At 67.9% G+C, this 14,091-nt stretch carries 11 protein-coding genes; 4 read left to right on the forward strand and 7 right to left on the reverse strand.

The features are described from left to right. Positions 1 to 52: 52 nt before the first annotated feature. Positions 53 to 550: an RrF2 family transcriptional regulator gene (locus tag ACFVTE_RS10440; protein ID WP_387099972.1), complete on the forward strand. Its 498-nt coding sequence runs from the start codon at positions 53 to 55 to the stop codon at positions 548 to 550. A gap of 50 nt (positions 551 to 600) precedes the next feature. Here ACFVTE_RS10440 and ACFVTE_RS10445 read toward each other — a convergent pair whose 3' ends face one another. After that, entirely contained in the window at positions 601 to 1,419 is an 819-nt protein-coding gene (locus ACFVTE_RS10445) for a purine-nucleoside phosphorylase (protein ID WP_387099975.1), read from the reverse strand. A 117-nt stretch (positions 1,420 to 1,536) separates the two neighbouring features. On the opposite strand from ACFVTE_RS10445, the gene ACFVTE_RS10450 reads away from it, so the two are divergent. Both ACFVTE_RS10450 and ACFVTE_RS10455 read left to right on the forward strand, forming a co-directional pair. Next, a complete protein-coding gene (locus ACFVTE_RS10450; RefSeq protein ID WP_387099978.1) occupies positions 1,537 to 2,952 on the forward strand; it encodes an NAD(P)H-quinone dehydrogenase in 1,416 nt (471 codons plus the stop codon). Between the two features lie 223 nt (positions 2,953 to 3,175). Continuing rightward, positions 3,176 to 3,544: a hypothetical protein gene (locus ACFVTE_RS10455; protein ID WP_387099981.1), complete on the forward strand. Its 369-nt coding sequence runs from the start codon at positions 3,176 to 3,178 to the stop codon at positions 3,542 to 3,544. Between the two features lie 64 nt (positions 3,545 to 3,608). On the opposite strand, the gene ACFVTE_RS10460 is transcribed toward ACFVTE_RS10455, so the two are convergent. The 4 genes from ACFVTE_RS10460 to ACFVTE_RS10475 all read right to left on the reverse strand — a co-directional run bounded on the left by ACFVTE_RS10460 (position 3,609) and on the right by ACFVTE_RS10475 (position 9,689). Then, positions 3,609 to 4,316: a hypothetical protein gene (locus tag ACFVTE_RS10460; protein ID WP_387099984.1), complete on the reverse strand. Its 708-nt coding sequence runs from the start codon at positions 4,314 to 4,316 to the stop codon at positions 3,609 to 3,611. Between the two features lie 168 nt (positions 4,317 to 4,484). Then, entirely contained in the window at positions 4,485 to 6,047 is a 1,563-nt protein-coding gene (locus ACFVTE_RS10465) for an FAD-dependent oxidoreductase (protein WP_387099987.1), read from the reverse strand. After that, positions 6,044 to 8,263 (reverse strand): molybdopterin oxidoreductase family protein, encoded by a 2,220-nt coding sequence (locus ACFVTE_RS10470; RefSeq protein ID WP_387099990.1) that lies wholly within the window; start codon positions 8,261 to 8,263, stop codon positions 6,044 to 6,046. Before ACFVTE_RS10470 ends, ACFVTE_RS10465 begins: the two co-directional genes overlap by 4 nt. A gap of 1 nt (position 8,264) precedes the next feature. Next, positions 8,265 to 9,689: an MFS transporter gene (locus ACFVTE_RS10475; protein WP_387099993.1), complete on the reverse strand. Its 1,425-nt coding sequence runs from the start codon at positions 9,687 to 9,689 to the stop codon at positions 8,265 to 8,267. A gap of 282 nt (positions 9,690 to 9,971) precedes the next feature. Between ACFVTE_RS10475 and ACFVTE_RS10480 the strand changes: the two genes are divergently transcribed. Beyond that, a complete protein-coding gene (locus ACFVTE_RS10480; RefSeq protein WP_387099996.1) occupies positions 9,972 to 11,384 on the forward strand; it encodes an MFS transporter in 1,413 nt (470 codons plus the stop codon). A gap of 83 nt (positions 11,385 to 11,467) precedes the next feature. Here ACFVTE_RS10480 and ACFVTE_RS10485 read toward each other — a convergent pair whose 3' ends face one another. Both ACFVTE_RS10485 and ACFVTE_RS10490 read right to left on the reverse strand, forming a co-directional pair. Then, positions 11,468 to 13,279, reverse strand: coding sequence for an acetyl/propionyl/methylcrotonyl-CoA carboxylase subunit alpha (locus ACFVTE_RS10485; RefSeq protein ID WP_387099999.1), 1,812 nt, complete (start codon positions 13,277 to 13,279; stop codon positions 11,468 to 11,470). Between the two features lie 102 nt (positions 13,280 to 13,381). After that, entirely contained in the window at positions 13,382 to 14,041 is a 660-nt protein-coding gene (locus ACFVTE_RS10490) for a Maf family protein (protein ID WP_387100002.1), read from the reverse strand. Positions 14,042 to 14,091 lie beyond the last annotated feature (50 nt).

The following is a 14,091-nucleotide window of genomic DNA, read 5'->3' on the forward strand; positions in this document are numbered from 1 at the left end:
CGGCGGAAACGCTTCTTGACAGCGAAAATTCTGGACACGTAGCGTCTGGGTTGTGAAGTTGAACCAGGGGGTGGAGTGGGCCCTCCACTGCTGCGTCAACTTGGCGTGGACGCCCGGCGGGGAACCGATCAGCAGCGGCCGGCTTGCGGAGCTGTACAAACTGCCGCCGGCGTACCTGAACAAGCAGCTTCAGTGCCTGGTGCGGGCAGGCGTCCTGCAGTCCGTGTCCGGCCCCAAAGGAGGGTTCCAGCTGGCGCGCCGCGCTGACCGGATCTCGGTGCTGGACGTGGTGCTGGCCATCGAAGGCCGGGACCTGGCATTCCGCTGCGACGGCATCCTGGCGAACTGCCCCGGCGGCGATGCCGACGAGGACTACCTCCGGAGCTGCGTCATTTCGCAGTCCATGCGCCAGGCGGAGCTGGCGTGGCGCACCGAACTCGCGCGGCAGACCGTGGCAGGCATCGCACAGTCCCTCGAACGGCGCTTTCCCAAGGCGCGTGCCGACGCGCTCGCCCAACTCCTCGCCGTCGACAAACGCGGGGTCACCTAGCGCCCCTTCCGAAGCCCGCAGCGGGCGCTGAGTGGGCTCCCGCGTTGCGGTTAGAGCCGGCCGATGATTTCCGCCAGGAGCTTGGAGATGCGCGGCCCGGCAGCGTGTCCGGCTTCGAGCACTTCCTCATGGCTCAGCGGAGTGGGGCTGATGCCGGCCGCGAGGTTGGTGACCAGCGAGATGCCGAAGACCTCCATGCCGGCGTGCCGGGCAGCGATGGCTTCCAGCGCCGTCGACATGCCCACCAGGTCCGCGCCGACCCGCTTGGCGTACTGCACCTCGGCCGGCGTCTCGTAATGCGGGCCGGTGAACTGGGCGTAAACACCTTCGTCCAGGGACGGATCCACCTCGCGGGCCAGGTTCCGGATCCGGGAGGAGTACAGGTCTGTCAGGTCCACGAAGGTGGCACCCTCGAGCGGGGACGTCGCGGTGAGGTTGATGTGATCCTTGATGAGCACGGGGGTGCCGGGTGCCCAGTCTTCGTTGAGCCCGCCGCAGCCGTTGGTGATCACCAGGGTCCGGCAGCCGGCGGCGGCGGCGGTGCGCACGCCGTGGGCAACGGCCCGGACCCCCTTGCCCTCGTAGTAGTGGGTGCGCGCCCCAAGAACCAGTGCGCGCTTGCCTTCCCGCGTCAGCACGGACCGGATGGTGCCCACGTGCCCCTCCACGGCGGGAGCCGAAAAGCCGGGGACCTCCGACGCCGCGAGCGTGGCGGTGGTCTCGCCGATGAGGTCGGCGGCCTCGGCCCAGCCTGAGCCCAGGACCAGGGCGATGTCGTGCGCTGCGACCCCGGTCTCCGCCGCGATGTAGTCCGCAGCCGTGCGCGCTGCCTCGAAGGGATCCGTGTCCAGGAATTCTGTTGTGCTCACCCGGTCCAAGCTACCGTGCGCGAACCGGTGCGGGCAGCAGAAACGCGCCCGTGCGGGCCGCCCGGCCGGGCCCGGAAGGTTGGTGGTCGGGCGCGGGATGCGGGAGAATGGTCGCTTGTGACTATGCATCCTGATTTCAGCGCCCCCCGAATCGCAATTCTCGGCGGAGGTCCGGGCGGCTATGAAGCTGCCATGGTGGCCGCCTCGCTGGGAGCCGTTGTCACTATCATCGAGCGGGCCGGTCTCGGCGGCTCCGCGGTACTGACCGACGTCGTGCCGTCCAAGACGCTGATCGCGACGTCGGACCTGATGACCCGCGTCAGCGGTGCCGGCGAGCTGGGGGTCAAGTTCGACGTCGACGGCGGTGACTTCGTTCCGGTCATGCGCGCCGATCTCAAGCACATCAACGACCGCTTGCTCGGCCTCGCCCGCCAGCAGTCCCTCGACATCCAGACCGGCCTGGAGCACCAGAACGTGCGCATCCTGAACGGCTCCGGCAAGCTGGTGGACAACCACACCATCGAGGTCCTGACCGCCGACGGAACCGAAACCGTGGTGGCAGACGCCATCCTGCTGACGGTCGGGGCGCACCCGCGGGAGCTGCCCACGGCACGGCCGGACGGCGAACGGATCCTGAACTGGGCGCAGATCTACAACCTGGACGAACTGCCCGAGGAACTGATCGTGGTGGGCTCCGGCGTGACCGGCGCCGAGTTCGCCTCCGCCTACAACGGCCTGGGCTCGAAGGTCACCCTGATCTCCAGCCGTGACCGCGTGCTTCCGGGGTCCGACACCGACGCCGCCGAGGTGCTGGAGGACGTCTTCGAACGCCGCGGCGTGCGGGTGCTGTCCCGCTCACGGGCCGAAACGGTGGAACGGACCGACGACGGCGTGGTGGTCACCCTCGGTGACGGCTCCAAGGTCACCGGCAGCCACTGCCTGGTATGTGTGGGCTCCATTCCCAACACGGCAGGAATCGGGCTGGAGGAAGCCGGCGTGGCGCTGACCGAAAGCGGCCACATCAAGGTGGACGGCGTGTCCCGCACCACCGCCCCGAACATCTACGCTGCCGGCGACTGCACCGGCGTCCTGGCGCTCGCCTCCGTCGCCGCCATGCAGGGCCGGATCGCGATCGCGCACTTCCTGGGCGACCAGGTGACCCCCATCAAGCTCCACCAGGTGGCGTCCAACATCTTCACCTCGCCCGAGATCGCGTCGGTCGGCGTGTCCGAGGCCGAGATCGAATCCGGCAAGTACCAGGGCGACATCATCAAGCTGTCCCTGCAGAGCAACGCCCGCGCCAAGATGCGCAACGTCAAGGACGGCTTCGTCAAGATCTTCGCCCGCAAGGGATCGGGCACCGTGATCGGCGGCGTGGTGGTGGGCGCCAACGCGTCCGAGCTGATCTTCGCCATCTCCATCGCGGTGAAGCAGAAACTGCACGTCGACGACGTCGCCAGCACCTTCACGGTGTACCCATCGCTGAGCGGCTCCATCTCCGAGGCCGCACGTCGTCTGCACGTGCACATGTAAGGCGCCGCCCGGGTCCGCAGGTCGAGCCTGTCGAGACCCGGCGCCGCCGCGCAACCTGTGAATGGCACCATCCTCCTAGTCGCCACCGGCAGAGCTGAGTAAAATTCAGACTGTCGATCCCCGGGATTGGCGGCTCCGGGCTCCGACAGACCGATCCACCAGCGGTCAGCTATGCGGAGATTTTTCTTCCGAACGGTCGGACCGCGGAAGCCAGGAGCGTGCCATGATCACTGTTCAAAAAGCCGCAATTAACACCGCCCTCGTGGCGGCCCTCGTGGGCGGTGGTGCCTACCTTGCCATGGGCTACCCCGTCCTTGCCTCGTCCACAAACGGCAGCCAGTCCAGCGCGGACGCCAAAGGTGCCCACCAGGCCAACGGAATCACCGAGCAGCTGTTGACCGGGAGCACTGCCGCACGGGTGCGGAACGCGGTGCTGGCCGCCAACCCCGGCGCGACGGTTCGGCGGGTTGAGACCGACGCCGAGGGTGCGGTCTACGAAGCCCACATCACGAAGGCCGACGGCTCGCGGGCAACAGTGAAGCTGGACGGTTCCTTCAACATCACGGCCACGGAAGCCGGACACGGACGCTAAGAATCCGGCAGCAACAGCAGAGGGTCCGATGATGACATCGGACCCTCTGCTGTTGTGCCCACACTCAGGAGCAGGCGTACGGGGGAACGGCGTCGCCGGGCGCGAAGGGCTCGAACCAGTGCCGGATGTCCAGGTTTCCGAGATCCTGTTCGACGGCGGTGCCCGCTTCGCCGGTCCCGTCCGTGTACAAGGTTTCCGAGTCGGCGTCCTCCAGCAGGACTTCCTCAACGACGGTCCGCCACTCCTCGGGGAGGTCCAGCTCGTAGATGTCCTCGGTGATCCGGGCCTGGTCCAGCAGGCAGTGGACCGCGAGTTCCCCCGCAAGGCAGCCAGGGGCGGTCCAGCCGCGGGCTAGGGACGCGGTGACATCCGCTGCCACCACAATGAACCGCTGCGTGAACTTCGCATCGTAGCTGGAAGCGAACCGCGGAGGCAGCGAGGACAGCACGGACATTCCGGCGATGGCCTCGGGCGTGACCGTCTCCAGTTCGTGCAGTGTGCCCAGGTCGCGGAACAGCTGGTCGATGAGGATGCTGGATGAATTCCACAGCAGGCCGGCCAGCAGCCGCGTCTGGCGCACCGACTGCTCCCGCTCACGGGGGCTGTCAGTGGCCATCGCGGCGAGATCCTCGGGATCGAACTGGAGCCGCTGCTCGGCGGTCATGTCGTCGGGGTGCGGGTCCAGGCCCAGGAGCTCCAGGCTCAGCCCGGTGAGCTTTTCGGAGTCGGCCAGCAGTTCTTCGGTGATGTCGTCGTCTTCGTCGGCATTCATGACCCCGATGCTACCGGCCAGGGGCGGCATGCCCGATTTGTGTGACGCGGCAGCTCAGGGTTCTCCTGGCAGGGCCACCGCACCCCTCCGTCGAGGCAGAACGCCGTACGCGCCACGCGGTCTTCCAAACAGGCTGCATCTGGGCAGCCAGGTCATCCGGCTGCGGCCTTAGGCGGCAGCCCCCTGAAAGTGCTTCTCGATGAGCCCCTTGATGTCTTCGTGGCAGCCGCCGCAGCCGGTGCCAGCCCTGGTGGAGGCGGAAACCTCGGCCACGGTGGAGCAGCCCCCGGTGACGGCGCCGGCGATCTTGCTGCCGCTCACACCGGCGCAGCGGCACACGGTGGCCTCCGGGTCGTTGGAGGCACCCGCAGACGCCAGCTGGTCGGGCCCGTCGAGGCGCAGGAGCAGCGACCTGTCCGCGGGCAGCTCGGCGCCGCGTTCGAAGAGCTGCACCAGCTCTCCCGCAGTGCGCTGCATGCCCACGCTGACCAGGCCTTCCAGCACTCCGCCGCGGGTGGTCATCTTGACGTAGCGCCCGTGCTCGGGATCCGCCCACTGGGCGATCTGCAGCCGCGGCCTGCCATTGACGGCGCCGGCCGTCAGGACTTCCTCGTCCCACGGCTCTGCGGAGTTGTCCCCGGCTACGGCCATGTTCATGCCGCGGGCCTTGAGCACGATCACGCCGGGCTTTTCCTGGGGGAGCGGGGGCAGTGAGTCGGCGTCCTCGGCGGAACCCCCGGACAGCAGCAGAAGGTATTCGGCGAGCCATTCGGCCTGCCGCCAGCCGGGTCCCACCAGGCCGGACGGTCCCCGCGCTGTGCGGCACTCGAGGCAGGCAGGATCCGGGCAGCGGACCTCAGCGCAGTCGCCGATGGCGAAGATGTGCGGCTCGTGGTGCGCCCGCAGCCGGTGGTCCACCAGGATGCCTGTCCCGGTGGAGAGCCCGCAGCCTTCGGCAAGCTCAATTCGCGGGCGGACGCCGCAGGAGAGGACCAGCAGGTCGCCGTCGATCGCCGATCCGTCGTCGAGCAGCAAAGCCGAGAACCCGCCGTCGGGAGCCTTGTGCTCAATGCCCGTGGAACGGGCGTTGCCGGCTACCCGGACGCCGCAGTTGCGCAGGCTCGCCGCCAGCACGGCGCCGCCGCCGCGGTCGATGTTCCGGCCCAGCGGGTGGGGTCCGTTGTGCACCACCGTGACCGTGGCACCTTCCTCCGCGGCCGCGAGGGCCGTCTCGAGGCCCAGCACGCCGCCGCCCAGCACCACCACGCGCTTGCGTCCTGCCACCGCCCGGCGCAGCACCTCGGCGTCGCGGAGGTCGCGGAGCGCGGTGACACCCGGGGGGAGGACGGGCGCGGCAGGGTCGGGGTTCAGGCCCGTGAGGTTGGGGATCACGGGCCGGGAACCGGTGGCCAAGACCAGCCGGTCGTAGTGGGCGGAGCTGCCGTCGGAGAGGATGACGGACTGCCGGGCACGGTCCACGCGCCGGACCTTCACGCCCAGCCGGACGTCCACGCCGTCGGCCACCAGCGCCGCGGCGTCGGCGAGGGCCAGCGCCTCGGGGGTGGTGCGGCCGACACCGAGGTCGGCTACGAGCACCCGGTTGTACGCGGCCTCGGCTTCCTGGCCGATGACCGTCAGCCCCACCTGCCCCGCACGCAGTGACGGCAGCAGTTCGTCGACCAGCCGCGCGGCCACCGGCCCAAATCCGACAATTACAATCTGCTCGCTCATGAGGCCTCCGCTGTTTGAAGAAGACTGGTGGCGGGGGTGGCCGCTGCTGCCAGCCGGACCCACACCTTGTTGAACTTGAATTCGGGCATCCCCGAGATGGGATCCGTGGCCGCTTCCGTCAGCCGGTTCGCGCTTTCCAGTTCGGGGAAGTGGAACGGCAGGAAGACGGTTTCGGGCCGGATGGCCGTGCTCAGTTCGGCCCGGCAGACCACTTCGCCGCGCTCGTTCGTCACCGAGACCTCCGCCCCGTCCGTGATGCCCATGGCCGCGGCGGCAGCCGGGTGGATCTGTACCCTGGCTTCGGGCTGCGAGGCCAGGAGCTCGGCCACCCGCCGCGTCTGGGCGCCCGACTGGTAGTGCTCCAGCAGGCGGCCCGTAATGAGGGTCATGGGCTTGGCTGCCGGGTCCGGATTCGGCAGGGGATCACGACGGCGGCGCGGCGCCACCGGGGTCATGACCGCCTTGCCGTCGGCGTGGGCAAAGCTGTCCAGGAACATGCGCGGGGTTCCGGTGCTGCCGGCGGGGTAGGGCCAGTACGCGGCTGCTCCGCCGTCCAGCATGGCGTAGTCGATGCCGGAGTAGTCGGCCGCCCCGCCGGCGGATGCCAGGCGCAGCTCCTCGAAGACCGTCTCCGGGTCGTCGCTGTAGGTGGACGGTGCGTCGAGTGCCTCGGCCAGCCGGGCCATGATCCACAGCTCGCTGCGGGCACCGGCCGGCGGCTGGATCGCCTGGCGGCGGCGGAGGACGCGGCCTTCGAGGTTGGTCAGCGTGCCTTCCTCCTCGGCCCATTGCAGCACCGGCAGGACAAGGTCGGCCTCGGCGGCGGTCTCGGACATGAAGAAGTCGCAGACCACCAGGAAGTCCAGGCTGCGGAGCCCGCGAATGACGGCGTTGGCGTCCGGCGAGGCGACGGCAACGTTGGAGGCGTGCACGAAAAGGCAGCGGACGCCGTCGGGCTGTCCCAGTGACTTGAGCAGCTGCACGGCCGGCAGGCCGGGGCCCGGGATGAGGGACTCATCCACGCCCCAGACTTTCGCCATGTGCGCGCGGGCGGCGGGGTCGGTGATCTTGCGGTAGCCCGGCAGCTGGTCGGCCTTCTGGCCGTGCTCGCGGCCGCCCTGGCCGTTGCCCTGGCCCGTGAGCGTGCCGTAGCCGCTGCGCGCACTGCCGGGCAGGCCCAGCAGGAGGCTGAGGTTGATGGCCGCTGTGGCGGTGTCCGTGCCGTCCACGTGCTGCTCCACGCCGCGCCCGGTGAGGATGTAGCTGCCGCCCTGGCGGGCACCGCTGGCCAGCCGCCGGGCTGTTTCGCGGATGAGCTCGGCGGGCACGCCGGTGATGGACTGGACCCGCTCCGGCCAGTAGGCGTTGACGGACCGGACCACGGCGTCGAAGCCGGTGGTGCGCGACTGGATGTAGTCGGTGTCGAGAAGGCCCTCATGGATCACCACGTGGGAGAGGCCCAGCAGGAGCGTGAGGTCGGTGCCGGGAAGGGGCTGCAGGTGGAGTCCGCCGTTGTTGGCGGTGAACGCGGCGGTGGCTGAACGCCGCGGGTCCACCACGATAAGGCCGCCGGCGTCGCGGACGCCCTGCAGGTGCTGGACGAACGGCGGCATGGTCTCGGCGACGTTGGAGCCGAGCATCAGGATGGTGCTGGCCGTGTCCAGTGCCTCAAGCGGAAAGGGAAGCCCGCGGTCGAGGCCGAACGCCCGCATGCCTGCGGCAGCCGCGGACGACATGCAGAACCGGCCGTTGTAGTCGATCCGCGAGGTGCCCAGCGCAAGGCGGGCGAACTTGCCCAGCTGGTACGCCTTTTCGTTGGTGAGGCCGCCGCCGCCGAAGACGCCCACGGAGTCCGCGCCGTACTTGGTGCGGGCGTCCTTGACAGCGGCGGTGACGCGCTCCAGGGCCTCGTCCCAGGAGATGGGGCGGAAGACGCCGTCGGGCCCTTTGAACATGGGCTCGGTGACGCGTCCGGGGTGCTGCAGGAGCGAAGCGGACGTCCAGCCCTTGCGGCAGAGGCCGCCGCGGTTGGTGGGGAAGTCACGTCCGTTCACCTCAAGGGCGGGCCTCTCGAGCCCCGGCCCTGCCGGCACGGGGGCTGGCCCCGGCTGCACAGCCGGGGCCAGGCCCGTTGCGGCCGGAGCCGCCGGGGACTTGAGCGTCATGGCGCACTGCAAGGCGCAGTAAGGGCAGTGCGTGTCGGCGCTTTTGGTCATGTTAGACGTGTCCCATCGCATTTCGGTTGGCGTTGCGGATGTAACAGAACCAGCAGACGGTCAGCATCAGGGCGTACGCTCCGACGAAGCCGTAGAAGGCCGGGGTGTAAGAGCCGCTGGCGGTGTTGGAGGCATTCAGCACCTGCGGGATGACGAACCCGCCGTAGGCGCCGATCGCGGAGATCAGGCCGAGTGCCGAGGAGGCAAGGCGCTGGGTCTGCACCGAGCTGGCCCCGGAGCGGGCCGCGCGGCTGGAGGTCGCGAAGATCACCGGGATCATGCGGTACGTGGCGCCGTTTCCAAAGCCGCTGGCCGTGAACAGCATCAGGAAGAGAACCAGGAAGAGCCAGAAGTTCTTCAGCGGCAGCGTCCAGATCATCGTCAGGGTGATGGCGGCCATGGCGGCGAAGGCTGCCACGGTCATCCGGGCTCCACCCATGCGGTCAGCCATGCGGCCGCCGTAGGGTCGGGCCAGCGAGCCGACCAGCGGGCCGAGGAAGGCCAGCGAGAGGGCCACGGCGCCGACGGAGATTGAGGAGAAGGCCGGGAAGTAGTCCTTGATGAGCTTGGGGAAGACGCCGGCGAAGCCGATGAACGAGCCGAACGTTCCGATGTAGAGCAGGGCCATGACCCACAGGTGGGGTTCCTTGATCGCCGCGAGGGATCCGGCAACGTCGCCCTTGGCGCTCGTGAGGTTGTTCATGTACTTGTAGGCGCCGAAGGCTGCCAGGAGGATCAGCGGAACCCACATCAGGCCGGCGACGGGCAGGTTGACGGTGCCGGCAGCCAGCAGCGTGATGGCGATCGGGACGGCCAGCTGTGCCACGGCTGCACCGAGGTTACCGCCGGCGGCGTTCAGGCCCAGCGCCCAGCCCTTTTCACGGGCCGGGTAGAAGAAGGTGATGTTGGCCATCGAGCTGGCGAAGTTGCCGCCGCCGAAGCCTGCAAGGGCCGCCACGACCAGCATGACGCCGAACGGCGTTTCCGGGTTGGACACGCAGAGGGCGAGCCCGATGGAGGGGATCAGCAGCAGCAGGGCGGAGACGATGGTCCAGTTCCGGCCGCCGAAGCGCGGAACCATGAACGTGTAGGGGATCCGGAGCGTGGCGCCGACGAGGCTCGGCATGGAGATCAGCCAGAAGATTTCGGAACTGCTGAATGTGAAGCCTGCAGCGGGGAGCTGGACCACCACGATGGACCACAGCTGCCAGACGACGAAGCCGAGGAACTCGGCGAAGATGGACCAGTTCAGGTTGCGGCGCGCGATGGAGCGGCCCTGGGATTCCCACTGGTGCTTGTTCTCGGCGTCCCAGTTGGCGATCCACCGTCCGGGACGCTCTTCAAGGGCGGGTGCGTCGGTGGTTGTGGCGGCGGCAAGATCGAGGGAATTGTGGGTTCCGGCGTCTGCGGTGCGGTCAGCAGTCACGGTATACCTCCTTGGGGAATGTTGTCCTTCCAAGGTAGGGATGGCGCGTTTCGCAGACGGTCGCGCTTTGTTAACGTGCTGTGACATTTGCCTATCAACCCGCCTGGGGCGGCGTTAGGCTGGTCGGAACGACCTCATGCTGAGACAACCCGAAACGTCCGCATGCTGGACTCACTTGTCCGTTCAATGGACGGCGCGAAGTAAGATTGAACTCTGTTTTATACCTATGTTTGGAGGGGCTTCCGCGCGAGGTCCGTCCAGTTCTCATGAAAGCGTCCCCACATGTCATCGCCTGCAACGTCAACGGAACATGGCACCGCCAAACCGGTGAACTCCAAGGGCAAAGTGATCTTTGCCAGCCTCATCGGAACGACGATCGAGTTCTACGACTTCTACATCTACGCCACCGCGTCGGTGCTGGTCTTCCCCAAGCTGTTCTTCCCCCAGGCAACGGAGATCAACGCACTCCTGAGCTCGTTCGCGATCTTCGGCGTCGCCTTCATCGCCCGGCCCATCGGCTCGGTCCTGTTCGGGCACTTCGGCGACAAGTTCGGCCGCAAGGGCACCCTGGTGGCCTCGCTCCTCACCATGGGCCTCGCCACCTTCTTCATTGGCCTGCTGCCAACGGCTTCCGTTGCCGGCTGGACCGTCCTCGCGCCGCTGCTGCTCGTGCTGCTGCGCTTCGCCCAAGGCCTGGCGCTGGGCGGTGAGTGGTCCGGCGCGGCGCTCCTGGCCACCGAGAACGCGCCCAAGGGCAAGCGCGCCGTTTACGGAACATTCCCGCAGCTCGGCGCCCCCATCGGCTTCATCCTCGCCAACCTGCTCTTCATCTGGTTCAACGCGGCCCTCACCCCCGAGGAATTCATCGCCTGGGGCTGGCGCGTTCCGTTCCTGCTCAGCGCCGTGCTGGTGATCGTGGGCCTCTACGTCCGGCTGAAGCTCGTAGAGAGCGTCTCCTTCCAGAAGGTCCTGAAGGAGGACAAGGTGGCCAAGGTCCCGTTCGCCGCCACGATCAAGAGCCACTGGCGCCCGGTGCTGGCCGGAACGTTCATCATGCTGGCAACGTACGTGCTGTTCTACATCATGACCTCCTTCACCCTGACCTACGGCACCAAGCCCGCCACGGTTGCGGCCGCGCAGGCCGCCGCGGAGAAGGCCGGCAAGCCGATGTCCGCGGCCGAGGTGGCCAACTTCGTTCCCGGCCTGGGAGTTTCCCGCGGTGACTTCCTCTGGATGCTGATCCTCGGCGTCGTCTTCTTTGGCATCTTCACCCTCGTGTCCGGACCGCTGGCCGAGAAGTGGGGCCGCCGCAAGTTCCTGATGGGTGTCACCGCAGGCATCTTCGTGTTCGGCGTGCTGTGGTTCACGATGTTCGGCCCCGGCCCGGGCGCGGCAATCGTCGGCCTCATTGTCGGCTTCACGCTGATGGGACTCACCTTCGGCCCGATGGCTGCGATCCTGCCCGAGCTGTTCCCGTCCAACGTCCGGTACACCGGCTCGGCTGTTGCCTACAACCTCTCCAGCGTCATCGGAGCCGCTCCGGCGTCGTTCATCGCCATCGCCCTGTGGCAGGCGGCCGGCGGCAGCACCTGGCTCGTCGGCGTCTACATGGCCGTTGCCGCGGTGCTGACGTTCATTGCCCTGTGGATCACGCGTGAAACCAAGGACACCGACTACGAAAACAACGTGGCCTGATTTCCGGAGTTAGATGCATCAACGAAAATGCCCGGTGTGATTCACACCGGGCATTTTCGTTTGCTGACTATTCTTAGACCGTTTTAGTCCTCGATGGTTGCGATGACGGCGCCCGCGGCCACCGTCTGGCCCGCCGCGGCGGTAAGGCCGGTAACCGTACCGGCGCGGTGTGCGGTGAGCGGCTGCTCCATCTTCATCGCCTCAAGTACGACGACGAGATCACCTTCGGCGACGACGTCGCCGTCGGCCACGGCCACCTTAACGATCGTTCCCTGCATGGGGGAGGTCAGGGCGTTGCCGCCCGCGGCGGCGGTGGCGCCGCCCGTGCGGCTGCGCTTCTTTGACTTGGCCGGCTTCGCGCCGGCAGCTGCAGCCCCGCTGAAGCCGAGGCTGGCGGGCAGTGCCACCTCGAGGCGCTTGCCGCCCACTTCCACCACCACGGTGCGGCGCTCGGCGGCGTCCTCACCCTCCGGCGCGGCGCCGTTCGGCGTCCAGGCGGGAAGGTCGTTGACGAACTCGGTTTCGATCCACCGCGTGTGGACGCTGAACGGACCCTCGGCAGGCGCGAACGCCGGGTTGCTGACCACGGCCAGGTCGAAGGGGATGACGGTGGGAATGCCTTCCACCACCATCTCCTCGAGGGCGCGGCGGGCGCGCTGCAGGGCCTGCGGGCGGTTCGCTCCGGTGACGATCAGCTTGGACAGCATCGAGTCGAAGTTGCCGCTGATGACGTCGCCTTCTTCGATGCCGGAGTCGATGCGGACGCCCGGGCCGGTAGGGTTCTTCAGGGTGCTCACGGTGCCCGGTGCGGGCATGAAGTTCCGACCCGGATCCTCGCCGGTGATGCGGAACTCGAAGGAGTGGCCCCGGACCTCGGGGTCGCCGTAGCCCAGCTCTTCGCCGCGGGCCAGGCGGAACTGCTCGCGGACCAGGTCGATGCCGGTGACTTCCTCGGAAACGCAGTGCTCCACCTGCAGGCGGGTGTTGACCTCGAGGAAGGAGATGGTGCCGTCCTGGCCGACGAGGAACTCGCACGTTCCGGCGCCGAGGTAGCCGGCCTCCTTCAGGATGGCCTTGGACGATTCGTAGAGGCGTTCGTTCTGTTCCGCCGTCAGGAACGGGGCGGGGGCTTCCTCCACGAGCTTCTGGTTGCGGCGCTGGAGTGAGCAGTCGCGGGTGGACACCACCACCACGTTGCCATGGGCGTCGGCGAGGCACTGCGTTTCGACGTGGCGCGGGGCGTCGAGGAACCGTTCGATGAAGCACTCACCGCGGCCGAAGGCAGCGGTGGCCTCGCGGACGGCGGAATCGAAGAGTTCGGGGATTTCCTCGCGGGTGCGGGCCACCTTGATGCCGCGGCCGCCGCCGCCGAAGGCCGCCTTGATCGCCACGGGCAGGCCGAACTTGTCCGCGAATTCCAGGATTTCCTCCGCGGACTCAACGGGGTCGGCGGTGCCGGGCACCTGCGGGGCGCCCACCTTCTCGGCGATGTGGCGGGCCTGGACCTTGTCGCCCAGGGCGGAGATGGATTCCGGCGAGGGGCCGATCCAAGTGATGCCGGCATCGATGACTTTGGCCGCGAACTGGGCGTTCTCGGATAGGAAACCGTAGCCGGGGTGGATGGCGTCGGCGCCGGACTGGCGGGCCACCTCGATCAGCTTGTCCATCACGAGATAGGACTCGGCTGCAGTGTTGCCGCCCAGGGCGTACGCTTCGTCGGCGAGCCGGACGTGGAGGGCGTCCCGGTCAGGATCGGCGTAGACGGCGACGGAGGCGATGCCCTCGTCCCGGGCTGCGCGGATGACGCGGACGGCGATTTCACCGCGGTTCGCGATCAGAACCTTGGTGATTTTTGAATGCACTGGACCTGCGGACTGCTCCGGCTTTACTGACAAGGCGTCTCCTTCTTTCCTTCAGGGAGCCTAGCCTGAATTTGAGGATTCCGCCGATATTACTGGCGGAATCCGCGTGTAAGAGGCCCGGCCTTTGTAGGGAAGCTACAACTCCCCGGGATTTGCCGAGTCGGGCAGGTCCTGCCAGAACTCGGTGATGCTCACGTTCGCCTGGGCCAGCAGGGAACGCAGGGTGGACACCGACAGCCCGACGACGGCATGCGGGTCGCCGTCGACTTTCCGGATGAAGGCGCCGCCCAGTCCGTCGATCGTGAAAGAGCCGGCGCAGTGCAGCGGTTCGCCGGTGGCGATGTAGGCGTCGATCTCTGCGAGCTGCATCTCCATGAAGTGCACTTCCGCGGAGGCGACGCTGCCCAGCGTGGCGCCGGAGCCGCCGTCGTCGTCCGTGTCCCGGCAGTCCACCAGCCAGTGGCCGGTGTGCAGGACCCCGCTGCTGCCGCTCATCCGCAGCATCCGCTGCCGGGCGACGTCCACTGTGTACGGCTTGCCGTGCGACTCGCCGTCGAACTCGAAAACCGAATCGCAGCCGAGCACCAGGGCCCCTTCGGCTTCCGGAAGCGAGGCGACAGCTTCAGCCTTGGCGCGGGCCAGGAGCAGGGCGGTGTCGTGCGGATCGGTGACGCCGTACCGCTCCTGCACGGCGTCCTCGTCGACGTCGGACACGAGGACCTCGTGTTCGATGCCGGCCTCGGTCAGGAGCTTGGTGCGGGCGGGGGACTGCGAGGCAAGAATGAGGCGGGTCACTGTTCCAGCGTAATACGTTCAGAAGTGCCACCGGCGGTCACGGCCATGTA

It is taken from the genome of Arthrobacter sp. NPDC058097 (assembly GCF_042884885.1).
Lineage (GTDB): Bacteria > Actinomycetota > Actinomycetes > Actinomycetales > Micrococcaceae > Arthrobacter.

Excerpts from the sequence above, each read along its gene's own strand:
- ACFVTE_RS10470 (WP_387099990.1), bottom strand. The coding sequence starts at position 8,263 with ATGACCAAAAGCGCCGACACGCACTGCCCTTACTGCGCCTTGCAGTGC.
- ACFVTE_RS10465 (WP_387099987.1), bottom strand. The coding sequence starts at position 6,047 with ATGAGCGAGCAGATTGTAATTGTCGGATTTGGGCCGGTGGCCGCGCGG.
- ACFVTE_RS10460 (WP_387099984.1), bottom strand. The coding sequence starts at position 4,316 with ATGAATGCCGACGAAGACGACGACATCACCGAAGAACTGCTGGCCGAC.
- ACFVTE_RS10455 (WP_387099981.1), top strand. The coding sequence starts at position 3,176 with ATGATCACTGTTCAAAAAGCCGCAATTAACACCGCCCTCGTGGCGGCC.
- ACFVTE_RS10480 (WP_387099996.1), top strand. The coding sequence starts at position 9,972 with ATGTCATCGCCTGCAACGTCAACGGAACATGGCACCGCCAAACCGGTG.